Origin of the sequence: Streptosporangium sp. CA-115845, assembly GCF_050943795.1 — a bacterium.
Taxonomy (GTDB): Bacteria; Actinomycetota; Actinomycetes; order Streptosporangiales; family Streptosporangiaceae; genus Streptosporangium.
Genome location: NZ_CP191988.1, coordinates 4350881 through 4375750, shown reverse-complemented (window position 1 = coordinate 4375750; position 24870 = coordinate 4350881). Strand labels below are relative to the sequence as shown.

Genomic DNA, 24870 nt, shown 5'->3' with positions numbered 1-24870 from the left:
CGGCAGCCGCCGAAGGCAGGACATGCCCGAAAAGGCTACACCTGGGCGAATAATACCTAAATAGGCCCTGCATCAATGAATATCCTCTCTAAGAGAGAGATTTCGATGAGTAGCACTAGAAAGGCGATATACAGGCAGGATATGCCTGAGTGACCGGGCGCACGGGAACGGCATCCGAAGAAGATCTAATCTCTTATTACCGGTTTTCCACTTCGTACTGTTGAATCCTCATAATTAGTGATCTCAACGTAGATGCCCCGGAGAGGAAGCCAGACCATGCCTGACGTCGGCCACATCCAGGTGGGGGATCCCGAACGTGTGGACGAGTACCGGATAACGGGGCGGCTGGGGGAGAACGTCTACCTTGCCACGTCTCCCTCGGGAGACCGGGTGGTCGTGCGACTGCTGCCCGCGGACGTGGACCGCGAGCGGTTCAGGGAGGCGATGGAGCCGCTACGGGAGATGCCCGCCTTCTGCACCGCGCAGGTTCTGGACAGCGGGGTGGACGGCGACAGGCCGTACATCGTCAGCGAGTACGTCGACGGCCCGACGCTTCAGGAGGTGGTGACCTCCGAGGGCGTTCTCGGTGCGGTCGCGCTGCACAGGCTGGCCGTCGGGACGATGACCGCCCTGGCCGCGCTGCACCAGGCCGGGACGGTCCACGGCGACCTGCGTCCCGGCAGCGTGGTGTTCGGCCCCGACGGCCCCCGGGTGATCGACCTCGGCATGGCGCGGGCGCTGGAGGCGACCGCGTCCACCACGACCCGCAAGGTCGGCGTCCCCGCCTACAGCGCGCCGGAGAGGCTCACCGGCGCCTCCCTCGGGCCCGCCGCGGACCTGTTCTCCTGGGGGGCGACCATGGTCTTCGCCGCCTCCGGCCGCTCCCCCTTCGATGCCGAGACGATGGCGGGCACGGTCAACCGCATCGTCAACGACGAGCCCGACCTCGGCGCGCTCCCCGACGATCTGCGCGGGCTGATCACGGCCTGCCTCGCCAAGGACCCCGCGCGGCGGCCGGGCGCGAGCGACGCCCTGCTCCGGCTGGTCGGCGAGTTCCTGACATCCGACCTGATCCCCCCGGACTCCCCCGCGCCCGGCGCCCCCTCCACCGGTCCGGCACGGCGCCCCCGCCCGCTGCCGCTGGCCGCGGGCGCGCTGGCCGTCGCCCTGCTCTCCGGCGGCACGGTCTACCTGGCGGTGTCGGGGAACGAGCCACCCGCGGGCGGGACGACCCCCTCCCCGAGCACCGCACAGGGCTCGCTCGCCCCGCTCTTCACCCCCCAGCCCTCTTTCAGCTCGGAGGTCACCGAGGCGGCATGGGAGAAGGTGGAGAAGGCCACCAGGGACATCGAGCTGCCCGGGACGGGCATCACCCTGCACGAGCATCCGAAGGACACGGTCAGGCTGGGCGCCTACCTGAGCGCCGTCCAGCCCTTCGGCTCGTTCGCCAGGGAGAAGGGGAAGGACACCTTCAGGCAGGTGGGCAGCTTCCTGCAGTCGGTGCTGTCACCACAGGGCGACCTGGTGGCACTGAACCCGTTCGTGAAGTTCGCCGACTCCTCCTTCGACTACCTGAGGATCATCGACCTGAGGGACGGCAGCCAGTTCACCGTGCCGACCGTCGAACGGCCGCTGGAGGGCACCCTCCCCGTGTGGTCCGCGGACGGTTCGAAGGTCCTGCTGTCGGTGCGGCAGTCGGACAAGCGCCAGTCCGACGGGTTCGTGGTGGTGGACGTGGCGACGCGCAAGGCCACCCACGTGCGCACCGAGTCCGTCGGCGCCGACACGCTGCCCTTCACCTTCGCCCCGGACGGTTCGGTCACCCGGGGGTACTTCAACGGCAAGAGCCACGGGGTCGACTTCTACGGTCCGGACGGGCGGATCGTCAGGACGATGCACTGGGTCGGCCAGCCGCGCGCCACCGACTGGTTCTCCCCCTCGGGCGCGCTCTTCTTCACCGGGTGCCCCGACGGGAAGTCCCTGTGCGTGTGGGACACGGTGAGCGGCAACCGGCGATACACGATCGCCGTCGGCAAGGACACGCAGAGCCTGGGCTGGTTCAACAACCAGCACCTGATCGTGAAGAACCCCGCCAAGAAGGGCTCCAGGATCGAGGTGATCGACTTCTACGGCAAGGTCGTCCGGGTGCTCGCCGATCTCAAGAAGGGTGACACCGCCTTCCTGAGCCTCACCGCCACGCCCGGATGACCGGGGTCACGCCACCGCTTCCCGGCGACCCCGCCGAGGTCGGGCCGTACCGGATCGTCGGCAGGCTGGGCCGCGGCGGTCAGGGGACGGTGTACCTGGCCGAGTCGCCCTCCGGGGCGCGGGTCGCGGTGAAGGTGCTCGGCCGGAGCGACGCCACCGACCAGACCCTGGCGCGCTTCAACCGGGAGATCGAGCTGGCCCGCCGGGTGAAGGCCTTCTGCACCGCGCAGGTGCTGGAGCACGGTGAGGTCTCCGGCACGCCGTACATCGTCAGCGAGTACGTCGACGGCCCCAGCCTCGCCCAGGTCATCGGCGAGCGTGGCCCGCTGCGCGGTGCCGAGCTGCGCAGGCTGGCGATCGGGACCCTCACCGCGCTGGCCGCCGTCCACCAGGCCGGCGTGGTGCACCGCGATTTCAAGCCCGCCAACGTGCTGCTCGCCCGCGACGGCCCCCGGGTGATCGACTTCGGCATCTCCCGCGCGCTGGACGCCGAGGCGACACTCTCCGACCAGCTCGTCGGCACCCCGCCGTACATGGCGCCGGAGCAGTTCGACGGGCGTGAGGCGGGACCGCCGGCCGATCTGTTCGCCTGGGCGTCGACCGTGGTGTGCGCGGCGACGGGGGAACCTCCCTTCGGCGGTGACGTGCTGCCCGCGGTGATCCACCGGATCCTGACCGCCGAGCCCAGGCTCGGCCCTCTGGACGACGGGCTGCGCGAGCTGGTGGGCGAGTGCCTGGCCAAGGATCCGCAGGCGCGGCCGGCGGCCACGCAGGCGCTGCTGCGGTTGCTGGGCCATCAGGTGGAGTCGCCGCGGTACGAGACGGGTGACGACCTGCTCGGCGAGGGCCGTGAACGGGCCGCCACCCCGCCGGCGCAGCGGCGCCAGGTGCGCGTGGCAGCCGCGGCTCTCACCGCACTGGCACTCACCGCGGGTATCACGGTCCACCTGGCGAGGGAGGACGGGGCCACCGAGACGGCCACGCGGCGCGAGGCGAGGCCGGACATCTCCATCACGCCCACCAGGCCCGCGACCGGGCCGATGGCCGCCGCCTCGACGACCGACCTGCGAATCCCGGGAACGAGGATCACCCTGCGGGAGAACCCATCGGACACCGAGCGGGTCACGAGCTACCGGGACTCGCGCGAGAACACCCACGCTGCCTACCTCCGGCAAGGGGGCAGTGCGGACTTCACGTTCCTGGGAACGTTCACGACCGCCGTGGTCGCCCCGGGCGGGGCACACGTCGCCGCCAACCCGGACAACAAGTTCCTGGCCGGGGAATTCGACCTGGTCCGGATCGTGGATCCGGCGGGAGGCCAGGACGTCCAGGTCAGGACCGTCGACACGCCACTGAAGACCCTCAACCCCCACTGGGACGGGAACGGGACGAGGATCCTGCTGACGATCTACGAGGGCCTGGAGGAGGAACAGCGCTCCAGGGGCTTCGTGATCGTGGACGTGGCCTCGCGCACGGCCCGCGCCTCCCTGGTACCGGGCGACGGCCTCAACGCCGAGTACGTCTGGGGCCCGGACTCGGCCTCGGTCATGCACGCCGGGCCGGACGGGTCGGTCCTCTTCCACCGTCTGGACGGTACGGTACTGCGGACGGTCCCGAAGGTGGGCGAGCTGACGACGGACGACGCCAGGGCCACCTTTCTCGGGACGGTCTTCACGACCCGCTGCTCCGGCGGATCCCGCGACGTGTGTCTGTGGGACGCCACCACGGCGGCGCGCCGGGCGACCGTCCCCATCCGGAAGGGGGTGAGGTTCGCCGGCTGGCTGGGCGACCGCCACCTCCTCGCCGTCATGCCCGGGAAGACCATGAAGATCGTCATGCTGGACCTGCGCGGCGAGATCGTGCGCGTTCTCGCGGACGGCCCCGCCGCGGAGCTGGAGAAGGTCACTCTCTGGTACACGCCCAGGTGACCGGCCACGGGGTGCATATCACGGCCCGGTGACCTGACCGCCCTCTCTCCCCTCGGCCGCCCCGAGTACGGGATCGCGGCAACCCGCAAAAAACGACATCCGTCTGGAACGCTCCAGAATTTCACCTCCCGCGATCATCGCCAGGGCATGCGGTACGGGCACCTCAAGCGGTCTCTTGCTCACCGAAGGTTCCGATATCTTCGCAAAGCAGTCGAAAAGCCGCGACAGACACAAATGACTTTGACCTGCCACCGAGGATTGGCCATATTTGCGCAATGGTTAATCTACGCCCCCTCGCGGGAGCGATTCTCACATCCGCTTTGCTGATCGGCTACACCGCCGCCACCCCCGCGGCCGCCTCGACCGCGGAGACCGTCACGGTTTCCGTCACGGAGGCGGCGGCACGGCCGAGCAACGGAAAGATCCTCTACTCCCGCTACAGCCGCGGGCAGGGCACCCTGAAGGTCAAGAACGGAAACCGGACGGACGCCGTCATCACCCTGGTCCGCGGCAGGTCCAAGGCGCTCAGCGTCTACGTCCGCGCACGGTCCACCGCCACCGTCAAGGTGGTCAGGGACGGCACCTACACCATCTTCTACACCTCCGGCTACAGGTTCAGCACCTCCAGCGGCAGGTTCACCCGCAACCCCTCCTACCAGCGCTTCGACGACCGGCTGAGGTTCGTCACGACCTCCACCAGCTCGACCATCTGGACTCTCACCCTCACTCCCAGCAGGGGAGGCAACGCCCGCACCCGCGGCGTCTCTCCGAGCGACTTCCCAGCCTGATCCCGCGGGGTCTCGCCCCCCTACACCCGACCGGTATCGCGACGCCCGCAGCGTCACCGAAGGGCGGCCGGGCCGTCTTCCCGCCCGGGGAGGCGGCCTGACCGCCCGCTCGGCGGCGGAACCCGGCGACCGCCACCCACCACCACGAGAGCCCCGGCGGCGGAAGCTCTCCGCTCCCAGCGAAGGACACGACGGCGAGCCAGGCGCCGCAGCACACCTTCGCGGGACGTACCTTGAACTGCACGGGTTGTTGTATCTGACCAGACCCGGGGAAGGTGTGAACACCATGGAAGCCGCCACCGTGGAAGGCACCGTTGAGGAAGACGAACTCGTCCTGACCGACGACGACGAGATGCCCGCCGCCCTGGAGGCGAGTGTCGGAGCGAGCACCGACCCGGTCAAGGACTATCTCAAGCAGATCGGCAGAATCCCCCTGCTCAACGCCGAGCAGGAGGTCGAGCTCGCCAGGCGCATCGAGGCCGGCCTGTTCGCCACCGAGCGGCTCAACGACAGCGATCTACTCCAGCCCGACGTGCGCGCGGAGCTCGAATGGCTCGCCGAGGACGGCCACCGGGCCAAGAACCATCTGCTGGAGGCGAACCTGCGCCTGGTGGTGTCGCTGGCCAAGCGCCACACCGGCCGGGGCATGCTGTTCCTGGACCTGATCCAGGAGGGCAATCTGGGCTTGATCCGCGCCGTGGAGAAGTTCGACTACACCAAGGGGTTCAAGTTCTCCACGTACGCCACCTGGTGGATCAAGCAGGCGATCACCCGGGCGCTCGCCGACCAGGCCCGCACCATCCGCATCCCCGTGCACATGGTCGAAGTGATCAACAAACTGGCGCGCGTGCACCGGCAGATGACGACGGACCTGGGCCGCGAGCCCACCCCCGAGGAGCTGGCCGTGGAGCTGGAGATGACCCCGGAGCGGGTCGTCGAGGTCCAGGGCTACGGCCGAGAGCCGATCTCCCTGCACAGCCCGCTGGGCACCGAGGGCGACAGCGAGTTCGGCGACCTCATCGAGGACTCCGAGGCGATCACCCCCGAGGACGCGGTGGCCTCCGCACTGCTCCAGGAGCAGCTGCACACGATCCTGGAGGCGCTGTCGGAGCGTGAGGCCGGGGTGGTGGCGATGCGGTTCGGGCTTGGCGACGGGCGGCCGAAGACCCTGGAGGAGATCGGCCGCGCCTACGGGGTGACCCGCGAGCGCATCCGGCAGATCGAGTCCAAGACCATGACGAAGCTGCGCCACCCCTCGCGCTCACGGGCCCTGCGCGACTATCTGACCTGACCGGCCGCCGGAGCTCAGCCGTCCATGCGCGCGGCGAGGGCGGCGGCCGTCTCCTCCAGGCCGGCGGCCGGCCGGCCGAGCAGGCGCGCGAGGTCGGGACCGGTCGCCGCCAGGGCACCCGCGCGCACCGCGGGGAACAGGCTTCCCAGCCGGCCGGCCTCCGCGTCGGTGACCTCCCGGTAGCCGACGGGGCTGCCCAGGACGCGTGCGAGGGCCACGGCAAGCTCTGGATAGGTCCAGAGCTTGCCGTGCAGTTCGTAGGTCGCGTTCTCGTGCCCGGCGCCGGTCAGGGCGGCGCTCGCCGCCAGCGCCAGGTCACGGAGCCGCGCGGTGTTGAGCGGCCGGCCGCCGGTGGAGGAGGTGATCTCGCCGGTCTGCCTCGCCTGGGCCAGTGCGGTCCCCAGGAACGCCTCGGAGTAGAGCGCGTTGCGCAGCACGGTGTAGGCCGTCCCCGACTCGCGAAGCGCCCTTTCCGTGGCCGTGTGGTCGGCGGCCGGGCCCTGGCCGTTCTCCGCGCCGGCGGCACTGGTGTAGACGATCCGGCGCACCCCCGCCCGGACGGCGCGGTCGATGACCGTGCGGTGCTGCCGCACGCGGACCCCGGGCGTCAGGTCCGGGCCGGACACCAGGAGCAGGACCTCGATCCCCTTGAGAGCGGCGTCGAGACAGGCGGCGTCGTCGTGGTCTCCCCGGCGCACCTCGACACCGCGTCCCGGCAGGTCGGCCGCCTTCTCCGGGGTGCGGGCGAGGGCGACGAGGTCGCCGGGAGGGACTTTGGCGAGCAGGTCCTCAACGACGAGGCGTCCTAGATTTCCCGTCACACCGGTCACAGCGATCCTGGTCAACTACGGCTCTTCTTTTCCGGCCCCCCGCGGGCGGCCTGGTCGGTGACAGCGTGGAGATGCCGAGGGAGCGTACCGGCGACGAGCCTTCGCCCGCCTCCGGTTTAACTCCCGCCACGCTCCGGGCCGTCACCGCCGCCCGGCGGGGGCCGGGCCACCCACGGGCTCTCCAGGCACACGACGGTGTCGCGCGTCATCCTCTCCCCGGCGATCGGACCGCCGACGTCCGGATCCCCGGCGTCGGCGGTCCCCGGCCACCGGCGAGGCCCCGGGGGACCTCGCCGCCGGCGCCGCTAGTACTTCCGATCGGGCAGGGCCGCCTTGGCCTGCTCGGGGGTGAAGGTGGTCTCCTCGGTGAGGACCCGCTGCGGGATCTGCTCGCCCTTGACCGCCTTCTTGACCAGGTCCATCAGTTGCGGGCCGAGGAGCGGGCTGCACTCCGCGATGAAGTTGATCTTCCCGTCGGCCAGGGCCTGCATGCCGTCCTTGACCGCGTCGATGGTAATGATCTTAATGTCGGTGCCCGGCTTGAGTCCCGCGCCCTCGATCGCCTCGATCGCCCCCAGACCCATGTCGTCGTTGTGCGCGAACAGGACGTCGATGTCCTTGTGCGCCTTGAGGAATGCCTCCATGACCTCCTTGCCCTTGGCGCGGGTGAAGTCGCCGGTCTGCGAGGCGATGATCTTGAACTTGGGGTCGGCCGCGATGGCGTCCCCGAAGCCCTTCTTCCTGTCGTTGGCGGGCGCGGAGCCCGTGGTGCCCTGAAGCTCGACGATGTTGACCGGGCCCGACTCGCCCTCGTACTCCTTGACCAGCCACTCGCCGGACTTCTGGCCCTCGATGACGAAGTCGGAGCCGATGAAGGTCCGGTAGAGCGAGGTGTCGGCGGAGTCGACGGCCCTGTCGGTCAGGATGACCGGGATGCCGGCGTCCTTGACCTCTTTCAGCACGGTGTCCCAGCCCGACTCGACCACCGGTGAGAAGGCGATCGCGTCGACCTTCTGCTGGATGAACGAGCGGATGGCCTTGATCTGGTTCTCCTGCTTCTGCTGGGCGTCGGAGAACTTCAGGTCGATGCCGGCCTCCTGGGCCGCCTCCTGGACGGACTTGGTGTTCGCGGTCCGCCAGCCGCTCTCCGCGCCGACCTGCGAGAAGCCGAGCGTGATCCGGTCGGATCCGCCACCGGTCCCGGCGTCACCACCGCCGCAGGCGGTGAGCACGAGGGTCAGAAGCCCTGCGGCCAGCGCCGCGGGCACTTTTTTGAACATGGTTTCTCTCTTTCAGTGAGGGGCGGGACCGCTGCTCTCCCTGACCACCAGTTCGGGTTCCACGATGCGCGGGCCTTCTTGCTCGGTGCCCTGGATACGGTCGAGCAGCAGCCGGAAAGCGTGCCGGCCGACCTCGCCGAAGTTCTGCCTGACCGTCGTCAGCGGCGGCCAGAAGTAGGCGGCCTCGGGCACGTCGTCGAAGCCCACCACACTCACGTCCTCGGGGACGCGCCGACCGGCCTCGCGCAGGGCCCGCAGCACCCCCAGGGTCATCTGGTCGTTGGCCACGAAGACCGCCGTGACCGACGGATCGTCGGCCAGCCGCTTGCCGAGCCGGTAGCCGGAGTAGGCGCTCCAGTCACCGGCCGCCGCCTCGGGCACCGGCCGCCCCTCGGCCTCCAGGACGGACCGCCACCCCTCGACCCGTCCCCTGGCGTCGATCCAGTTGGGAGGGCCGGACAGGTGCCAGACGGTCTCGTGGCCGAGGCTCAGCAGATGTCGCGTCGCCCGTACGGCGCCACCGCGCTGGTCGACCATGACGACGGGGACCGGGATGTCCTCCCCGGCGTCCACCGCGACCACCGGGAGACCGGGTGAGAGGTGGCGCAGGCCGTCGGCGGCCGACTCGTGGGGGGCGACGATGACGATGCCGTCGACCGACTGCGCGCGCAGCCGCTCGACCCCCTCACCGATCGACCTGCGATTCAGCGCGCCGAGGCTGGCGATGTTGACCACGTAGTCGTTCTGCCTGGCCGCCTGCTCTATCGCGTAGAGCGTGGAGGCGGGCCCGTACAGGGTGGTGTCGAAGCTGACCACGCCGAGCACACCCGAGCGGCCCGTGACGAGCTGGCGTGCGGCCGGGTTGGGCCGGTAGCCGAGCTTGTTAACCGCCGCCATGACGCGCGCCCGGGTCTCGGGGCGCACCCTGTCGGGCGCGTTCAGCGCTCGCGACACGGTCATGGCGGAGACCCCGGCGAGCTCGGCGACGTCGTCGAGCACCGCCGGTCTGGTCCGCGCCCTGCCGTCGTCGGAGCTCGGTGTCATGGGTTCCTCGCCAAGTTTCGCTGGGGTTACCAGAGTGTTTGCGATAACACCAAATCTGTCAATACCGAGGAAGGCACCTTTTCTCCACTCTGCCCGGCGAGCCGAATTTCCCTTTCCAGCCGGAGCTTCTTCCCGAATCGTGACACCGAATACTCTTGACGCCCTGGCTGGTAGCGCTAACAATCAGAGTCCGATAACCGCCCCTTCCAACCCGTACAAAGGCATGGATCCCCGATGACGGCGAACCCGTCCCGCGGTGGCGCCGGCTCGGCGACCATCCGATCCACCACCATCGCCGACGCACCTGGAATTGCTCTTCGCGGCGGTCCAGGGCGAGCCCCGGTGCCGTGTCGAGGGCCGTGTCGAGGGCCGTGTCGAGGAACTGCGGAAGCTGTACGGGGACCGTCTGGGCTGACGGCGGTCACCGCTCGGGAGCGGGTCCGGCGGTGTGCGGACCGTCCGGCCGGTGGACGCCGTCAGGAGCGTCCGGGTCAGAGCCGCGGTGAACCCGTCGAGAGGCCGGGCGGCCGGGCGCCCCCTTCCTCGACCGCGCGATCCTCGCCCCGGTTCAGCCGGCCTTGCCGCCCGCCCTCGCCTCCTCCAGGAGCACCAGGGCCAGCGCGTCGGCGGCGTCGACACGGCCGAGGGAGCCCGCGGCGCCGGCCATGGCGGCACGGGCGCCCGGATCCCGCAGGAGCGCGTCCAGCTCGGCCAGGAGCGCCTCGGCGGTGGGACCGTTCTCCAGCAGTGCCCGGGCGGCACCCGCCTCGGCGAGGTAGCGGGCGTTCTGACGCTGCTCGTCGGCGGCGGAGGGCACCAGAGGGATGAGCACGGACGCCTTGCCCACGGCGGTCAGCTCGGCGACGGTGCCCGCGCCACTGCGGGAGACCACGACATCGGCCGCGGCGAACACGTCGGCCAGCTCCGCGCCGACGTACGGCACAGGGTGGTAACGATCACGCAACCGCTCGGGGAGCCCCGCGGCGGTACGGGTGAGCTGGCCGATCCAGTCGGGGCCGCACTGGTGGAGCACCTGCGCCCTGGCGAGCAGTTCGGGCAGGATCGTCTCGACCATGGTGTTGATCTGGCGGCTGCCCTGCGCGCCGCCGGTCACGTAGACCACGGGCAGGTCAGGTGAGAGCCCGAAGTGGCGCCGTCCGGCGTCGACGTTGCCGCGCAGCAGATGGGGACGGACCGGGTTGCCGGTGACCACGGCCCGGTCGCGCACCCCGGCGGGCAGGTGCTCGATCGAGGAGGGGTGGGTCAGCGCGATCCGCCGGGCGAAGCGCGACAGGATGCGGTTGGCCAGACCCAGCGAGGTGATCTGCTCGTGCATGACCAGCGGGCGGCCCAGCACCCGTGAGGCGACGCCCAGCGGCACGCAGACGTACCCGCCGGTCGACAGCACCACGTCGGGGCGGTAGCGGGCGGCGATGCCGAAGGCCTGGAGCACGCCGACGGGGATCCGGAACATGTCCACGAGGTTGGTGGCCAGCTCACGCGGGTTGGGCGAGCGCCTGAGCTTCCCGGCCTTGATGGCCCGGAACGGGATGCCGTGCTCCGCCGCGATGCGGGCCTCCAGGCCGGTCGCCGTCCCGACCCAGAGCACGTCCAGGCTGAGCCCCCGCGCGCCGGCATGGTCGCGCAGGGCCGCGACTGTGGTCAGCGCGGGATAGGTGTGGCCACCGGTTCCGCCTCCGGTGACGAGCAACCGCAGGGTCCGGTGATTGCCGGCGTCCATCTCTGTCCATCCTTCCGATATCACGACGGTCCATCTTCGCGGTGTGCCGGACTGCTCCTGGGCCCCGGGCACGCCACCCGGGGTTCCGACGAGGCTCCACTGACGAGCGACCGCAGGGTCCGGTGATTGCCGGCGTCCATCTCTGTCCATCCTTCCGATATCACGACGGTCCATCTTCGCGGTGTGCCGGACTGCTCCTGGGCCCCGGGCACGCCACCCGGGGTTCCGACGAGGCTCCACTGACGAGCGACCGCAGGGTCCGGTGATTGCCGGCCTCCATATGTCGGTTCATCCTTCCGATGTCACAATGGTTCGTGTTCGCGGGGCGCACCGGAGTTCTCCGGGGCCCCGGGCACGGTACCCGAGGTCTCAGTGAAGATCCACTTTGCCCTTCGTCGCCGGACGGTCGCGCCCGGTGGTTTCTCCGACACGCCCGGCATCCGGGAGCGTCACTCGAACGGCGCATGGCATTCGTTGCGGTGAGTACCGTATGTGACATGGATTTGACGGAAGAGCATTTCGCCGGGGCGTCGGAGCGTCTTGGTGACGCGCTGGCGGTGCTCCGGCAGCGAGCCGGGGCCGGCGCGGAGGCGCTGGACTATTTCGGTGACATCGCCGAAGAGCTGCATCCGATCGGATCCTGGCTACGGCGACCGGCTCAGACCGGGGAGTGGCCGCACCACATCATGCCTCCCGTCTACGGCCTGCTGTTCGCCCAGGCGTGGTCGCTGGCGTTTCCCGGCGAGGCACCTTCGGTCTTCCCCCACGGCGCGGAGCGGACCGAGTCCGGGTGGACCGTACAGCGGGCCACCATCTGGTTCGGCGACACCTACGTTCCCGGGTGGCTGGATGTGAAGGCGCCGCTGATCGTGATCGGTTCGCTGGTGGTGGAAGGGCTTCTCGACGACGGCGACGTCTCGGAGAGCTATCTCGCGGTGACCGGTGACCTGCGGGCCCGCGCGATCCACAGCGCGGCGGACCACCTGGTGCTCGGCACCGTCGCCGCGGGAGTGATCTTCTGTTCCGGCAACGACGGCTCCCTCGTCGCGGGCGGGGACATCATGGCGGACCTGTTCGTGCCCGCCGAGCACGCGTACGAGCACTACGGCCTGCTGCGGGCCGGTGTCGTCGGCGTCGGCGACCGCGCCGACATCGTGGCCGAGCGGCTGGCACCGTGGCTGCCCTCGGGCTACGTCCGCCTCGGCGGGCTGGGCGAGCCGGTGGATCGCTGGCGTGTCCTGCAGGAGGCCGCCGCCGGGCGGTCACCGGTGCTTGCCCAGCCCCGGCCGGTGATGCTCCCGCCGCCGGCGCTCCTGCTCTCGGCTCTCGCCGCACCGGCCGGGGTGACGGAGCTCGACCTGTCCGGCAGCCGCCTGCATCGCGTCCCCGAGGACATCTCGGCCCTCACCTCGCTGACCCGGCTGGACCTGGAGCACACACCGCTGACCGGCCTGGACGGCATCGAGGGTCTGCGCACGCTGGAGCACCTGTCGATCAGGAACACGCCCGTGCGGTCGCTGGCCCCGCTCCAGGCGCTGAAGGATCTCCGTCACCTCGACGTCTCCTACTGCGAGGACGTCCAGGACTGGGCCGTGCTCCTCGACCTGTCCTCGCTCGACACGCTCGTCGCGCGCGGCTGCGCCCTTCCGGCGCATGTACGCGCGCAGCTCGTCGCCAGGCTCGGCGACCGGATCATCGGGCGGGGCTAGGCGAAAAGGACGGCCGGGCCCCGGGAGGGGCACCGGCCGGAGAGCTCTCACCGGCCATAACGGCTCTTGAGATGGCGCCACCAGTCGCGGAACATCCACTTGTCGAACTCGGTGATCTGACTGGCGCTTCCCGCCTTCAAGAGGAAGCCTCCGACGCCGGTGGGCGTCCAGACCCCGGGTCCGCCGGCCGTCGTGACGTACGCCCGGTAGTTGATCTGGCCGCAGCCGATGGCCACGGGTGGCAGGAAACGGAAGTGGAAGTCGCGGTCACGGAAGGCGACCGCGGAGACCAGCGCCCCGTTACCCCCGTCCTCGAAGGTGAACTCGGCGGGGGCGAAGCCCTCGGGCAGCAGGCGGGCGAGCGCGCCGGTGGGCACCCGGTAGCTGACGATCGCGAAGTCGTCCAGCTCCGTCCGCGCGTGGTACCAGCGCGGCGACGGTCTCGGGGTTCCGTTGAAGGCCATGAGCCCACAGGATAGGTCAGCCGAGGTTCACGACATCCCGCAGGCCGAGATTGAGCCCGAGTGGACGTGCGCGGCGTCCCCGGCCACCGGCACGCGACCGGCACGCGACCGGCACGGTGGCGGTCGGTCAGACAGGTTGACACCAACCCTGGTTGACGAGAGGTCTGCGCCTTCCCCCGAACACCGGGGAACACATCTGGAAGCACGGCCGCGGCCGGGATCCTCCGGGTTCCCCCCTGCCGGGAATTGCTGCCAGGATCGGCACATGCTGAGGATCGGACAGGTGGTGCTGGGCGTCACCGACATGCGACGTGCCGTCGACTTCTGGACGCGGGCGCTGGACTACGCGCCCCGCGAGGGCGAGACCGGGGACGACTGGACCGTGATCGACCCGGTGGAGGGTAACGGCGTCCCGCTGGCACTGGACATCAGCCGGACACCGGTGCGGGAACATCCCCGAACGCACCTCGACCTGTTCGCCCCCGACGCCGCCGGGCAGGCGTCCGAGGTGGAGCGGCTGGTGTCACTGGGGGCCGAACGGGTCGCCTGGGACCTTTACCCGGACGACCCCGACTTCGTGGTTCTCGCCGACCCCGAGGGCAACGTCTTCTGCGTCATCGACCTCAGTCACGGCTGAGAACCGGAGCGCGGCCACCCGGCCGGGCCCGTCTCGCCCCGTATCCAGGCGGTTTCCCGCCGGGCACACCATGCGGCCGACTACGACATGGGGCTCACCGGCGGCCCGGGGGTCACGCGCTGGAGGGCGTACCTGAACGACATCGCGACGGGCCGGCACCGGCGAGAACGGCTCCCTAGGCGGCCACGGCGGGCGAACGGTCGCCGGCGATACGGATGGCGAGACCCGCCAGCACGGTGCCCATCAGGTAGCGCTGCACGCGCATCCAGGTGGGCCGCCGGCCGAGGAAGGTCGCGACCGAGCCCGCGGTCAGCACGATCATCGCGTTGACCGACAGGGCGATGACGATCTGGGTGGCTCCCAGCAGGAGGCTCTGCGTGCCGACGTCACCCCGGGCCGGATCGACGAACTGGGGCAGCAGCGACACGTACAGGATGGCGATCTTGGGGTTGAGCAGGTTGGTGACCAGTCCCATGGAGAACAGCCGCCGCGGCGGGTCCGCGGGGAGGGCACCGGGGGCGAAGATCGGCTCACCGCCTGGCCTGACCGTCTTCCAGGCCAGCCAGAGCAGGTACCCGGCGCCCGCGAGCTTGACCGCGACGTAGACGGCGGGCACCATCGCGAAGATCGTGGCGATCCCGGCCACCGCCGCCAGCAGGTAGACCAGGAAGCCCGCCGCGACGCCCGCCAGCGAGATCAGCCCGGCCCAGCGCCCCTGCGTCACGGACCGCGACACCAGGTAGATCATGTTGGGGCCGGGAGTGAGCACCAGGCCGAGGGCGACCGCGGCGATACCCGCGAGAGCGCTGACAGAGATCATGGGCACATCATCGGGCATCCCTCCCGCCGGGAGAACGGCCAATTTCCAGAATTGGCCTGGTAGCCATCGATCCCGGCCGCCGGCCGATCGGACCATGGCCCGGGGACGCCCTCGTCAGGCCTCGCGGAAGCGGATGTCGCGAGATGACGCCTTGGGGGCGACGAAGTCGAGCAGGCGCGCTCCCTCCATCTCCAGATCCGCCCGCTCCCCCGCGCTCACCGGCGCGAACAGCTCCACCTCCAGGATCGCCTCGCCCCGTTTCCCCGTCACCTTCCACATTCCCCGTACGAAGCCGTCGACCAGTACCGTCGCCTTGATGATGCCGTTGACCGTGAAGACCCGTCCCCGATACTCCTCCTCCGTCATCCGGGTCCTGGTCCGCGGGGCGAACGACAGCAGCGTGTTGTCGAACTCCGACAGGTAGCGCACCGGGGCAGGGGTCCCGGCGTCGGGGCGCGGCGCCTCGGGCAGGTCGAACAGCTCCGTGCCGTCCTCGGTCGCGAAGGCCCGCAGGCCCATCCCGCGGACGATCTCCCCCAGCCGGGTCATGCCCGACCACTGCTGGACGTCCATCACCGTGGCGGGACCGTAGGCGGCGAGATAGCGGCGGATCGCCTCCTCGGCGGAGGGCCGCTCGTCCTGCGGCCGGCCCAGCCACGCCTCCGCGGTGGTGTGGGTGGCCTGGCCGCCCACCCCCCAGATGCCTCTCGGCGGGACCTGCACCAGCGCCAGCGTGTTGCGCACCCCGGCGGCCAGGGCGTCGGCGGGGGAATCCGGCCACCGCTCCCGCAGCACCGCCCCGAGCTCACGGAAGGTCAGCGGACGCTCCTCCACCAGCTCGCGCCCCGCGGCGGCCAGCTCGTCCAGGTCCACACCGGCCAGGCCCTTGCTGTGCATACCCCGCAGGCCCCGCGCCAGCAGCGGTCCCAGCAGCGGGCGAAGCGCCAGGCAGTCGTCGGCGGTGACCAGGTGGATGGTGGAGCGCATCAGTGCCAGCCTCACCACCAGGCGCTCGTTGATCAGCCGGGCGAGGTCGTCGTGGGCGAACCCGGCCAGGCGTGCCCAGAGCCCGACGTAGGGAGGGTTGGGGGCCTGTGCCTGCATGCCGTACAGGTGCCGGACCGCCTCCAGCGCGGACAGCTCGGCGCGGGCCAGCAGCAGCTGCCGCTCCAGGGTGGCCCGGTTGAGCGCGCGCCGGCTGAGCACCTCGGACATGCGTGTCCTCTCGTCGTGAGTCGCGGCGGCGCGGTCTCGTCTTGATCCACTTCAAGCTACCAGAACGGAATAATTCATCCCGTACTGCTTCCAGCGGACGGGATCGCAGGAGGTGCCAGGTCAGAGGGTCGGCGGCACCCACACGTACGGCGTCGTCGTCGTGATCGCCTCCAGGCCGAGCCTGGCCAGGATCGGGCGGCTGGCATCGGAGGCGTCCACCTGCACCAGGCGGAAACCTCGCGCCACCGCCAGCTCCGCCCGGTACGACACCATCGCCCGGTAGATACCCCTGCCCCGCCACTCCTTCAGGGTCGAGCCGCCCCACAGTGAGGCGAAGTCGGTGCCCTCGTGGAAACGCACCCATGCCGCGCACACCAACTGCCCGCCCGCCTCGGCGATCACCACCGTGCACGGATCTCCAGGGCCGGCGAGCTCGCGCTCCAGCATGCCGGGCAGCCAGCCGTGGTCGGCATCCCAGACCGTCTCCTCCAGCTCGCGGATGCGCTCCAGGTCATCCCTCCCCGCCACCTCGCGCAACCGCACCCCGGCGGGTGGCGCGTGGGCACCGGCCAGCTCACCGGCCTCGCCGACGAGCACCGTCTCCCGCTCCCCCGCCTCGAACCCGGCCACCGCGAGCCGCTCGGGCAGGTCGGCGGGCAGGTCATAGCCGTGGTACTTCCACTCGACCTCACGCCCGACCCGGGTGAAGAAGTCCCGCTGGCGCGCGATGAAGGCGTCCAGCTCGACACCCTCCAAACCACCAAGGTCGCGATATGTCAGGAAACCTTGGCCGTGGCCGTTCGACACGACCCTCAGCAACGGCCCGACCCTCTCGGCCGTGCGACCCGGCATCGGCCGGGCCCGGAGCTGCTCGTCATATGCCCGAAGGTAGGCGGAAACCCGCAATGAGATGTCCATTGGAGACAGCCAACCACACACTTATCGGCTTCGACATGGCGTTATGGACCTAGACCCGGTCCAGGCGCCGGTGCGGGAGCGGTGGCCGTTCCACCTCGATCGGATCGCCGGGCCGTACCTCACCGCCCGCCACCACCACGCCCATCACCCCGGCCCTGCGGACCAGCTCACCGTTCTCGTCCCGGCCCACCACCTGCCTGAGCAGGCCCGTCTGGAAGCCCTCGATCTGCCCGCAGGGGTTGCGCAGCCCGGTCACCTCCACCACCGCGTCCCGCCCCAGTCCGAGCAGTGTCCCCACCGGCAGGCCGAGCAGGTCGACGCCCCGGGTGGTGACGTTCTCCCCCAGCTCTCCGGCGGCCACCGAGAAGCCCGCGGCCCGCAGTTCGTCGTGGAGCTCGGCCTGGATCAGATGGACCTGACGCAGGTTGGGCTGGGTGGGATCCTGCGCCACCCGCGACCGGTGTTTCACGGTCACCCCGAGATGCGCGTCCCCCTCCACGCCCAGCCCGGCCAGCAACCGGATGGCGGGTTCCGTGAACTTGCCGAAGGTGTGGGTGGCACTACGGCTGACCGCCGTCACTCGTCCGTCCGTCATATCGCGATCCTTCCTCCTCTCAGGCGGGGATGGAATCCGGCGCCCGCGCCTTTGCCGGGTGGATTCATGCCACCCGGTAGGGTCGGCACGGTGAGCGTGCCAGCCGTCCCCGCCTCGCCCGGCCCCTCGATCGAGCCCGCACGGGACCCCTACCGGGTGTATCTCGACTCCCTGACCAGCGCCGAGTCCCGCCGCACCATGCGCGGCTGTCTCGACAGGCTCGCGGCGCTCGTCTCCGGCGACGAGGTCTCCAGCGGCGCGGGCCGGCCCTGGCACCTGCTGCGCTACGAGCACACGGTACGCATCCGCGCCCTGATGACCGAGCGCGGCTGGTCCCCCTCGTACGTCAACAAGCACCTGGTCGCGCTGCGCAGGGTGCTGCGCGAGGCCTGGCGGCTCGGCCTGATGACCGCCGAGGAGTACCAGCGCGCCGCCGACCTGCCGACGGTCGAGCACACCCGCCTGCCGGCGGGCCAGCACGTCCCGCCTGAGGTGGTGGGCGCCGCGCTGGCCGCCTGCGACCGCGACGACTCCCCCGCGGGGGCCCGCGACGCCGCCCTGCTGGCGGCGCTCTACTCCACCGGCTGCCGCCGCGCCGAGATCGCCGGGCTCGCACTGGGCGACTACGACCCCGGCTCCCGCTCGCTGCGGGTGCGCGGCAAACGCGACAAGGAGCGGATGGTCTACCTCACCACCGAGGCCATGGCCAGGATGGAACGCTGGCTGGCCGTACGGGGCCGCGCCGCGGGGGCCCTGTTCTGCCCCGTCAGCAAGCTCGGCCGGCTGCGGACCAGGGACGGCGGGCCCGCGCCCATGACGGGACAGGCGGTCGCCGACATCCTGGCCAGACGCCTGGCCGAGGCCGGGGCCGGGGCACGCACCCCGCACGACTTCAGGCGCACCTTCATCGGCGAGCTGCTCGACGCCGGGGTGGACCTGGCCACCGCGCAGGCCCTCGTCGGCCACTCCTCCCCCGCCACCACGGCCCGCTACGACCGCCGCCCCGAACGACGCCGCCGCGAGGCCGTCGACAGGATCACCCTGCCCGCCCCCAGGCCGCTCTGACCGTCGGCGCGGAACCGCGGGCGGTGATCCCACCGGCACCGACGACCCCCGATCTCGCCACGATTCACCAGCCGCGCGGTAACTGTCGGTGGCGCCCCCTACTATGAGCCACCTCAAGGAGGGATGACCGCTCATGGTGAACGCACTGAGGGTTTCGCTGCTGGTCACGACCGACCTGCCACCGGATACCGACCTGACGGAGTTCGGGCGGTTACTGGTCGACTCGGTGCGCACGCTCCAGCGGGACGAGGTGACCTATCCCGCGTTCCTGCGCGGCGGGGTGTTCTGGCTGGACCGGCCCCTGCCGCCGTCCGACGGCGGGATTCCCCTCGCGGCGGCCGAGGAGCTGCGGTTCGCGGCGCTGCTGGGTCATCTGTCGGCCGGTCACCCGCCGGGCTCCTCGAAGGAGACGGTCGCCGACGCCTGCCGGGCGATCACCGCCGCCGTCGCCGCCAGGTACGGTGACCTGGGCAGCCCGCCCGCCGTGATGGCGATCCGCAGCGAGGACGTGCGTGAGCGCACCCCCTCCTCGGCCGTCTCCGTCGGACCCGCGGAGACGTTCCCCAAAACCGCGGATCCCTCCGCCCGGGACGTATGGTCCCGGGCGGAGGGATCCGGGCAGGTGGAGGGTCAGCCCTTGGCGACGGCCCGGAAGGCCCAGGTCCCGGAGCCGACGGTGTAGACCGTCGCGCTGTCCGCCGCGAGGACCTGGACGGCGCCATGGCGGAGGGGCGGGGCGATCCGATTCAGAACCGTGGTCAAGACGTTCTCCTCTCACCGGGGATTGCCGTGGGAAGCGGGGTCAGCGCAGGAAGGCGGCGGCGACGCCGGCGTCCACCGGGATGTGCAGGCCGGTGGTCTGGGTGAGCTGGGTCAGCTGGAAGACCGCGGCGGCGATGTGCTCGGGCAGCACCTCGCGCTTGAGCAGGGTGCGCTGCGCGTAGTACTCGCCCAGCTTCTCCTCCTGAACCCCGTACACCGCCGCCCGGTTGGCCCCCCAGCCCGAGGCGAAGATGCCGGAGCCGCGCACCACCCCGTCGGGGTTGATGCCGTTGACCCTGATCCCGTACTGGCCCAGCTCGGCCGCCAGCAGCCGTACCTGGTGCGCCTGGTCGGCCTTGGCCGCCCCGTAGGCCACGTTGTTCGGCCCGGCGAACACCGCGTTCTTGGAGGAGATGTAGACGATCTCCCCGCCCATGCCCTGGTCGACCATCACCCGGGTGCTCTCCCGCGAGACCAGGAACGAACCGCGGGCCATCACGTCGTGCTGCAGGTCCCAGTCGGCGACGCTGGTCTCCAGCAGCGAGCGCGACAGCGACAGGCCGGCGTTGTTGACCACCAGGTCCACCCCGCCGAACGCCAGCACCGCCGCCTGGAGCGCGGCGATCACCTGTGCCTCGTCGGTGACGTCCACCCGCACGGCGGTCGCCACGTCCTCGGCCCGGTAGGCCCTGGCACCGAGCTCGGCGGCGACCTTCTCCGCGGCGTCCAGATCGCGATCGGCCACCACCACGCACGCGCCCTCGGCGGCCAGCCTGCGGGCGGTGGCCGCGCCGATGCCCGAGCCGCCCCCGGTGACCAGCGCGACCCTGGTGGCCAGCGGCTTCGGCGCCGGCATCCGGCGCAGCTTGGCCTCCTCCAGCTCCCAGTACTCGATCCGGAACTTCTCGCTCTCCTCGATCGGGGCGTAGCGCGACAGCGCCTCGGCGCCGCGCATCACGTTGATCGCGTTGACGTAGAACTCCCCGGCCACCCGGGCGGTCTGCTTGTCCCGGCCGAAGGAGAACATGCCCACCCCCGGCACCAGCACGATCGCCGGATCCGCGCCGCGCATGGCGGGCGAGCCGTCGGTGGCGTGCCGGTCGTAGTAGGCCGCGTACTCCTCGCGGTAGGTGGCGTGCAGCTCGCGCAGCCGGGTGACGGCGTCGTCGAGCGGCGCGTCGGCGGGCAGGTCGAGCACCAGCGGGACCACCTTGGTGCGCAGGAAGTGGTCGGGACAGGAGGTGCCCAGCGCGGCCAGTTCGGGGTGACGCTCGCGGGACAGGAAGTCCAGCACCTCGTCGGTGGCGGTGTAGTGGCCGACCTGCGCCACGTCGGTGGAGGCCAGACCGCGGATCACCGGGAAGAGCGCGGCGGCCCGCTCACGCCGGGTCTCCTCGGGAAGCGGCCGGTAGCCGGGCCTGCCCGGGCCGAACGGCTCGGCCGCGCCGTGTTCGGCGATGTGGGCCTCTGCGGCCCGGATGATCCACAGCGAGTTGGCCTCGCACTCCTCGGAGGTGTCGCCCCAGGCGGTGATGCCGTGGCCGCCGAGGATGCAGCCCACGGCCTGCGGGTTGTCCTTCTTGATCGCGGCGATGTCGAGGCCGAGCTGGAAGCCGGGGCGCCGCCACGGCACCCAGACCACCCGGTCGCCGAAGATCCGTGCCGTCAGCGCCTCGCCGTCGGCGGCGGTGGCGATCGCGATGCCCGCGTCCGGGTGCAGGTGGTCCACGTGTGCCGCGTCCACCAGGCCGTGCATCGCGGTGTCGATCGACGGCGCCGCGCCGCCCTTGCCGAAGGCGCAGAAGTCGAACGCGGCGACCATCTCGTCCTCGCGTTCGACCCCCGGGTAGACACCGCTCAGGGCGCGTAGCCGGTCCAGCCGCAGTACGGCCAGGCCCGTCTCGGCCAGCGTGCCGAGGTCTCCTCCGGACCCCTTGACCCACATCAGCTCCACGTCGGAGCCGGTCACCGGGTCGACGGCCACGCCCTTGGCCGAGGTGTTACCTCCCGCGAAGTTGGTGTTGCGCGGGTCCGCGCCGAGCGCGCGTGACCGCTGCAGCAGTTTCTCAACCGGCGTTCTCATGAAATATCCCCCAACGAATGAACCGTGTTCTCAGCATGCGAGGCGCGGGTCTCAGGCGCCCCAGCCGGCCTGGGCGCCACCGACGCGCTCGGCGGCGATCTTCTCGAAGTACCCCGAGCGCGCGTAGGCGGCCATCGGGTCGGGGTCCAGCCCCCGCTCGGCGCGCACCTCCGCCAGCAGCGGGCGCACGTCGGTGTTGTAGGCGTCCATGAACACCCCGTTGGCCCCCAGCACGTCACCGGCGGACTGCGCCGCCGCCAGCGCCGCCCGGTCCACCAGCAGCGCCTTGGCCGTGGCCTCCTGCACGTTCATCACCGACCGGATCTGCCCGGCGATCTTCGGCTCGATGTTGTGGCACTGGTCCAGCATGAACGCCACGTCCTCGGTGTATCCGCCACCGCGAACCACCTCGAACATGATACGGAAGAGCTGGAACGGGTCGGCGGCCCCCGCCATCAGGTCGTCGTCGGCGTAGAAGCGGGAGTTGAAGTCGAACCCGCCCAGCTTGCCCTCGCGCAGCAGGAACGCCACGATGAACTCGATGTTGGTGCCCGGCGCGTGGTGCCCGGTGTCGACCACCACCTGAGCCTTGGGGCCGAGCTTGACGCAGTGGGCGTAGGCGGTGCCCCAGTCGGGCACGTCGGTGGTGTAGAAGGCCGGCTCGAACAGCTTGTACTCCAGCAGGAAGCGCTGGTGCTCGCCCAGCCGGTCGTAGACCTCGGCCAGCGACTCGGCCAGCCGGTCCTGCCGGGAACGGATGTCGTCCTGGCCGGGGTAGTTGGTGCCGTCGGAGAACCACAGTTTCAGCGTGTCCGAACCGGTGGCGTCCATGATGTCGACGCACTCCAGCAGGTGGTCGGTCGCCTTGCGCCGCACCTGCGCGTCCGGGCTCGTCACGCTGCCCAGCATGTAGTCGTCGTCCTGGAAGACGTTGGAGTTGATCGCGCCGATCCGCACTCCCAGGTTCGACGCGTGCGCCGCGAGGTCGGCGTAGTCGTCGACCTTGTCCCAGGGGATGTGCAGCGCCACGCTCGGCGCGGCGCCCGTGAAGGCGTGCACCTGGGCGGCGTCCGCGAGCTTCTCGTACGGATCCCGGGGCACCCCTCGCTGGGCGAACACCTTGAACCGGGTACCGCTGTTGCCGTACGCCCATGACGGGGTCTCGATGGCCTGCGCCAGCAGGGCGGCCTTGATGTCGCTCATCGAAGCTCCGGGGCGGCCCCGGCCTCGGCCGTGACAGCCCCTCCTCCTATCTTCCTGATCCAGTGGGGGTACGCGGTCCGACCGTTCCGGCGCGCACGCCGGCCGGTCCCACCGGGGCACGGCGCGCGGGTCGGGCGGGCCGTGCCGGTGGTGTCCGTCAGAAGTCGAACTGGTCGATGTTGGCCTTGTCGAAGGCGAAGGGCGGCCCCAGGATGATCTCCCCGTCCTTGCCGATGGTCCGCTCGCCGAGCCTGCCCGCCTTGAGCACCTCCCCCTCGGCGCCGGTGATCTGCCCCGAGGCCAGCGCCGCGGCGGCGTAGGAGGCCAGGTACCCCAGGTCCTTGGGGTTCCACAACGCGAACCTCTCCACCGTGCCGTCCTTGACGAACTGGCGCATCTGGTTCGGGGTGCCCAACCCGGTCAGCACGACCTCGCCCTTGTACTTGGAACCGGAGATGTAGCGGGCGGCGGCGGAGATACCGACCGTGGTCGGGGAGATGATGCCCTTCAGGTCGGGGTAGGCCTGCAGCAGTCCCTGGGTCTCCTGGAAGGACTTCTGGTCGTCGTCGTCGCCGTAGGCGACCTTGACCAGCTTCATCTGCGCGTACTCGGGCCTGCCCAGCTCGTCCTTCATGAACTCGATCCAGGTGTTCTGGTTGGTCGCGTTCGCCGTCGCCGACAAGATCGCCACCTCGCCCTTGCCGCCGATCATCTCCGACAGCAGTCTCACCTGGCTGCGTCCGATCTCCTCGGAGTCGGCCTGGTTGATGAAGAGGTCGCGGCAGTCCTTGGAGGCGTCGGAGTCGTAGGAGACGATCTTCACCCCCTTGTCGCGGGCCTGCTGGAGCGGGCCGCACACCGCGTTGGCGTCGTTGGCCGCGATCAGGATCGCGTCGTGGCCCTGCTGGGTCAGCGTGTTGATGTAGGGCACCTGTGAGGAGGCCGAGGCGTCGGAGGGGCCGACCTCCTTGGCCTTGCTGACCCCGGCCAGCGCCAGAACCGGAGGGGCCCCGTCGGGGGACGGCCCGAGTGGCGCCTCCCCTTCGCCCGGTGCGGTCACCGCGCCACACCCCTTCCCTGCTCTAAAAACGTTTTAGAAGACGGACCGGACGCTAATCCGCAGCATCGGACGTTGTCAATGGGTGGTGAAGGTCTCGTTTCCAACGCGTTACGACAACTACGCAGGCAGGGGGATGGTAGGCGCATCGTCATCTTTGAGTAGGGTCTTGTCGACATCGTGTAACACGTTTTAATCTATGCCGAGTCAAGGGGGGACAGTAGGTGAGCGGCGTCGGCATCAAGGAGGTCGCTCGGGTCGCCGGGGTCTCCCCCGGCACGGTGTCCAACGTGCTCAACCGGCCGGAGCGGGTCGCCCCCGAGACCCGGGAGCGCGTCAGGCGCGCGATCCGCGAGCTCGGCTTCGTCCGGCACGGCTCCGCCTCGACGCTGCGCGCCGGGCACAGCCGGACCATCGGGCTGTCGCTCATGGACATCGGCAACCCGTTCTTCACCGACATCGCCGCGGGCGCCGAGGACGTCGCCAGTGAGCTCGGCTACGCGGTGATCCTCGGCAACTCGGGAGGTTCCCGCACCAAGGAGGAGCACAACCTGCGCGTGTTCGCCGAACATCGGGTGCGCGGCGTGCTGATCACGCCGTCGGACGACGATCCCCGGCGGCTCGACGGGTTGCGCGAGCACGGCATCAGCGTGGTGCTGGTCGACCATCCGGCGTACCGGCCCGACCTGTGCTCGGTGAGCGTCGACGACGTGGCGGGCGGCCGGCTGGCCACCCGCCACCTGCTGGAGCGCGGCGCGCGGAGCATCCACCACATCACCGGCCCGCCGGCCATCCGGCAGTGCGCGGACCGCAGACGGGGCGCGGAGCTGGCTCTCACCGCCGCGGGTCTCGCCCCGGCGACCGCGCTGGAGACGGTGGAGATGCCCGCGATGACCGCGCAGGCGGGCCAGGAGGCGGCGGAGCGGCTGGTCCGCTCCGGGCGGCTGCCCGAGGCGATCTTCTGCGCCAACGACATGCTCGCCCTCGGTGTACTGCGCGGCCTGCACCAGGCCGGGGTCGGTGTGCCCGGCGACGTGGCCCTGATCGGCTACGACGACATCGACTTCGCGGTGGCCTCGGCGGTGTCGCTGAGCTCGATCCGTCAGCCCACCTACGAACTCGGGCGGATCGCCGCCGAACTGCTGCTGGACGAGTGCGGCAACCCCGGCGAGCACGCCCACCGGCAGATCATGTTCCAGCCCGAACTGGTCGCCCGCGAGTCCACCGGCTGA

At 70.6% G+C, this 24870-nt stretch carries 20 protein-coding genes and 1 pseudogene; 9 read left to right on the top strand and 12 right to left on the bottom strand.

What is annotated here, in order from left to right:
• The first annotated feature begins 276 nt into the window (after positions 1-276).
• The 4 genes and pseudogenes from ACQP0P_RS22180 to ACQP0P_RS22165 form a co-directional block, all read left to right on the top strand.
• Positions 277-2208, top strand: coding sequence for a protein kinase domain-containing protein (locus tag ACQP0P_RS22180; RefSeq protein WP_433380186.1), 1932 nt, complete (start codon positions 277-279; stop codon positions 2206-2208).
• The gene (locus ACQP0P_RS22175; protein WP_433380183.1) at positions 2205-4136 is read left to right on the top strand and encodes a protein kinase domain-containing protein; all 1932 of its coding nucleotides are present in this window, start codon (positions 2205-2207) and stop codon (positions 4134-4136) included. The genes ACQP0P_RS22180 and ACQP0P_RS22175 overlap by 4 nt, the downstream gene beginning before the upstream one ends.
• A 275-nt stretch (positions 4137-4411) precedes the next feature.
• Positions 4412-4924: a hypothetical protein gene (locus tag ACQP0P_RS22170; RefSeq protein WP_433380180.1), complete on the top strand. Its 513-nt coding sequence runs from the start codon at positions 4412-4414 to the stop codon at positions 4922-4924.
• Positions 4925-5246: 322 nt separating this feature from the next.
• Positions 5247-6215 (top strand): annotated as a pseudogene (locus ACQP0P_RS22165) (RNA polymerase sigma factor); the annotation flags it as partial.
• 14 nt (positions 6216-6229) lie between these two features.
• Here ACQP0P_RS22165 and ACQP0P_RS22160 read toward each other — a convergent pair.
• The 4 genes from ACQP0P_RS22160 to ACQP0P_RS22145 all read right to left on the bottom strand — a co-directional run bounded on the left by ACQP0P_RS22160 (position 6230) and on the right by ACQP0P_RS22145 (position 11110).
• Positions 6230-7060 carry an NAD(P)H-binding protein gene (locus tag ACQP0P_RS22160; RefSeq protein WP_433380177.1) on the bottom strand — a complete coding sequence of 277 codons (831 nt, stop codon included), beginning with the start codon at positions 7058-7060 and terminating at the stop codon, positions 6230-6232.
• A gap of 290 nt (positions 7061-7350) precedes the next feature.
• The gene (locus ACQP0P_RS22155) at positions 7351-8325 is read right to left on the bottom strand and encodes an ABC transporter substrate-binding protein (protein ID WP_433380174.1); all 975 of its coding nucleotides are present in this window, start codon (positions 8323-8325) and stop codon (positions 7351-7353) included.
• A gap of 12 nt (positions 8326-8337) precedes the next feature.
• The gene (locus ACQP0P_RS22150) at positions 8338-9369 is read right to left on the bottom strand and encodes a LacI family DNA-binding transcriptional regulator (RefSeq protein ID WP_433380171.1); all 1032 of its coding nucleotides are present in this window, start codon (positions 9367-9369) and stop codon (positions 8338-8340) included.
• 568 nt (positions 9370-9937) lie between these two features.
• The gene (locus ACQP0P_RS22145; protein ID WP_433380168.1) at positions 9938-11110 is read right to left on the bottom strand and encodes a UDP-N-acetylglucosamine--N-acetylmuramyl-(pentapeptide) pyrophosphoryl-undecaprenol N-acetylglucosamine transferase; all 1173 of its coding nucleotides are present in this window, start codon (positions 11108-11110) and stop codon (positions 9938-9940) included.
• A gap of 497 nt (positions 11111-11607) precedes the next feature.
• Between ACQP0P_RS22145 and ACQP0P_RS22140 the strand changes: the two genes are divergently transcribed.
• Entirely contained in the window at positions 11608-12819 is a 1212-nt protein-coding gene (locus ACQP0P_RS22140; protein WP_433380165.1) for a leucine-rich repeat domain-containing protein, read from the top strand.
• Positions 12820-12866: 47 nt separating this feature from the next.
• On the opposite strand, the gene ACQP0P_RS22135 is transcribed toward ACQP0P_RS22140, so the two are convergent.
• Positions 12867-13283, bottom strand: a complete 417-nt coding sequence (locus ACQP0P_RS22135; protein ID WP_433380162.1) for a DUF2071 domain-containing protein — start codon at positions 13281-13283, stop codon at positions 12867-12869.
• A 265-nt stretch (positions 13284-13548) separates the two neighbouring features.
• On the opposite strand from ACQP0P_RS22135, the gene ACQP0P_RS22130 reads away from it, so the two are divergent.
• Complete coding sequence (locus tag ACQP0P_RS22130; RefSeq protein ID WP_433380159.1) at positions 13549-13920, top strand: VOC family protein; 372 nt, start codon at positions 13549-13551, stop codon at positions 13918-13920.
• A 175-nt stretch (positions 13921-14095) separates the two neighbouring features.
• Here the strand turns inward: ACQP0P_RS22130 and ACQP0P_RS22125 are convergent, their stop codons facing one another.
• From ACQP0P_RS22125 to ACQP0P_RS22110, 4 genes are all read right to left on the bottom strand, one after another.
• Positions 14096-14740, bottom strand: coding sequence for a LysE family translocator (locus ACQP0P_RS22125; protein WP_350964825.1), 645 nt, complete (start codon positions 14738-14740; stop codon positions 14096-14098).
• A 114-nt stretch (positions 14741-14854) separates the two neighbouring features.
• The gene (locus ACQP0P_RS22120) at positions 14855-15955 is read right to left on the bottom strand and encodes a winged helix DNA-binding domain-containing protein (protein WP_433380155.1); all 1101 of its coding nucleotides are present in this window, start codon (positions 15953-15955) and stop codon (positions 14855-14857) included.
• 120 nt (positions 15956-16075) lie between these two features.
• Entirely contained in the window at positions 16076-16873 is a 798-nt protein-coding gene (locus ACQP0P_RS22115) for a GNAT family N-acetyltransferase (protein WP_433380152.1), read from the bottom strand.
• A 49-nt stretch (positions 16874-16922) separates the two neighbouring features.
• Complete coding sequence (locus ACQP0P_RS22110) at positions 16923-17468, bottom strand: MOSC domain-containing protein (protein ID WP_433380149.1); 546 nt, start codon at positions 17466-17468, stop codon at positions 16923-16925.
• A gap of 90 nt (positions 17469-17558) precedes the next feature.
• Here ACQP0P_RS22110 and ACQP0P_RS22105 point away from each other — a divergent pair, with 90 nt between their 5' ends.
• The gene (locus ACQP0P_RS22105) at positions 17559-18533 is read left to right on the top strand and encodes a tyrosine-type recombinase/integrase (protein WP_433380146.1); all 975 of its coding nucleotides are present in this window, start codon (positions 17559-17561) and stop codon (positions 18531-18533) included.
• A gap of 133 nt (positions 18534-18666) precedes the next feature.
• The gene (locus ACQP0P_RS22100; protein WP_433380143.1) at positions 18667-19215 is read left to right on the top strand and encodes a hypothetical protein; all 549 of its coding nucleotides are present in this window, start codon (positions 18667-18669) and stop codon (positions 19213-19215) included.
• Positions 19216-19335: 120 nt separating this feature from the next.
• Here the strand turns inward: ACQP0P_RS22100 and ACQP0P_RS22095 are convergent, their stop codons facing one another.
• The 3 genes from ACQP0P_RS22095 to rhaS all read right to left on the bottom strand — a co-directional run bounded on the left by ACQP0P_RS22095 (position 19336) and on the right by rhaS (position 23641).
• Positions 19336-21378: a bifunctional aldolase/short-chain dehydrogenase gene (locus ACQP0P_RS22095; protein ID WP_433380140.1), complete on the bottom strand. Its 2043-nt coding sequence runs from the start codon at positions 21376-21378 to the stop codon at positions 19336-19338.
• Positions 21379-21429: 51 nt separating this feature from the next.
• On the bottom strand, positions 21430-22581 hold the full coding sequence (gene rhaI / locus ACQP0P_RS22090) for an L-rhamnose isomerase (protein WP_433380137.1): 1152 nt from the start codon (positions 22579-22581) through the stop codon (positions 21430-21432).
• A 157-nt stretch (positions 22582-22738) separates the two neighbouring features.
• Positions 22739-23641, bottom strand: coding sequence for a rhamnose ABC transporter substrate-binding protein (gene rhaS / locus ACQP0P_RS22085; RefSeq protein WP_433380134.1), 903 nt, complete (start codon positions 23639-23641; stop codon positions 22739-22741).
• 221 nt (positions 23642-23862) lie between these two features.
• On the opposite strand from rhaS, the gene ACQP0P_RS22080 reads away from it, so the two are divergent.
• Entirely contained in the window at positions 23863-24870 is a 1008-nt protein-coding gene (locus ACQP0P_RS22080) for a LacI family DNA-binding transcriptional regulator (RefSeq protein WP_433380132.1), read from the top strand.

Coding starts and splice junctions, on each gene's coding strand:
- ACQP0P_RS22180 (WP_433380186.1), top strand. CDS start 277: ATGCCTGACGTCGGCCACATCCAGGTGGGGGATCCCGAACGTGTGGAC.
- ACQP0P_RS22175 (WP_433380183.1), top strand. CDS start 2,205: ATGACCGGGGTCACGCCACCGCTTCCCGGCGACCCCGCCGAGGTCGGG.
- ACQP0P_RS22170 (WP_433380180.1), top strand. CDS start 4,412: ATGGTTAATCTACGCCCCCTCGCGGGAGCGATTCTCACATCCGCTTTG.
- ACQP0P_RS22155 (WP_433380174.1), bottom strand. CDS start 8,325: ATGTTCAAAAAAGTGCCCGCGGCGCTGGCCGCAGGGCTTCTGACCCTC.
- ACQP0P_RS22150 (WP_433380171.1), bottom strand. CDS start 9,369: ATGACACCGAGCTCCGACGACGGCAGGGCGCGGACCAGACCGGCGGTG.
- ACQP0P_RS22145 (WP_433380168.1), bottom strand. CDS start 11,110: ATGGACGCCGGCAATCACCGGACCCTGCGGTTGCTCGTCACCGGAGGC.
- ACQP0P_RS22140 (WP_433380165.1), top strand. CDS start 11,608: ATGGATTTGACGGAAGAGCATTTCGCCGGGGCGTCGGAGCGTCTTGGT.
- ACQP0P_RS22135 (WP_433380162.1), bottom strand. CDS start 13,283: ATGGCCTTCAACGGAACCCCGAGACCGTCGCCGCGCTGGTACCACGCG.
- ACQP0P_RS22130 (WP_433380159.1), top strand. CDS start 13,549: ATGCTGAGGATCGGACAGGTGGTGCTGGGCGTCACCGACATGCGACGT.
- ACQP0P_RS22125 (WP_350964825.1), bottom strand. CDS start 14,740: ATGATCTCTGTCAGCGCTCTCGCGGGTATCGCCGCGGTCGCCCTCGGC.
- ACQP0P_RS22120 (WP_433380155.1), bottom strand. CDS start 15,955: ATGTCCGAGGTGCTCAGCCGGCGCGCGCTCAACCGGGCCACCCTGGAG.
- ACQP0P_RS22115 (WP_433380152.1), bottom strand. CDS start 16,873: ATGGACATCTCATTGCGGGTTTCCGCCTACCTTCGGGCATATGACGAG.
- ACQP0P_RS22110 (WP_433380149.1), bottom strand. CDS start 17,468: ATGACGGACGGACGAGTGACGGCGGTCAGCCGTAGTGCCACCCACACC.
- ACQP0P_RS22100 (WP_433380143.1), top strand. CDS start 18,667: ATGGTGAACGCACTGAGGGTTTCGCTGCTGGTCACGACCGACCTGCCA.
- ACQP0P_RS22095 (WP_433380140.1), bottom strand. CDS start 21,378: ATGAGAACGCCGGTTGAGAAACTGCTGCAGCGGTCACGCGCGCTCGGC.
- rhaI (WP_433380137.1), bottom strand. CDS start 22,581: ATGAGCGACATCAAGGCCGCCCTGCTGGCGCAGGCCATCGAGACCCCG.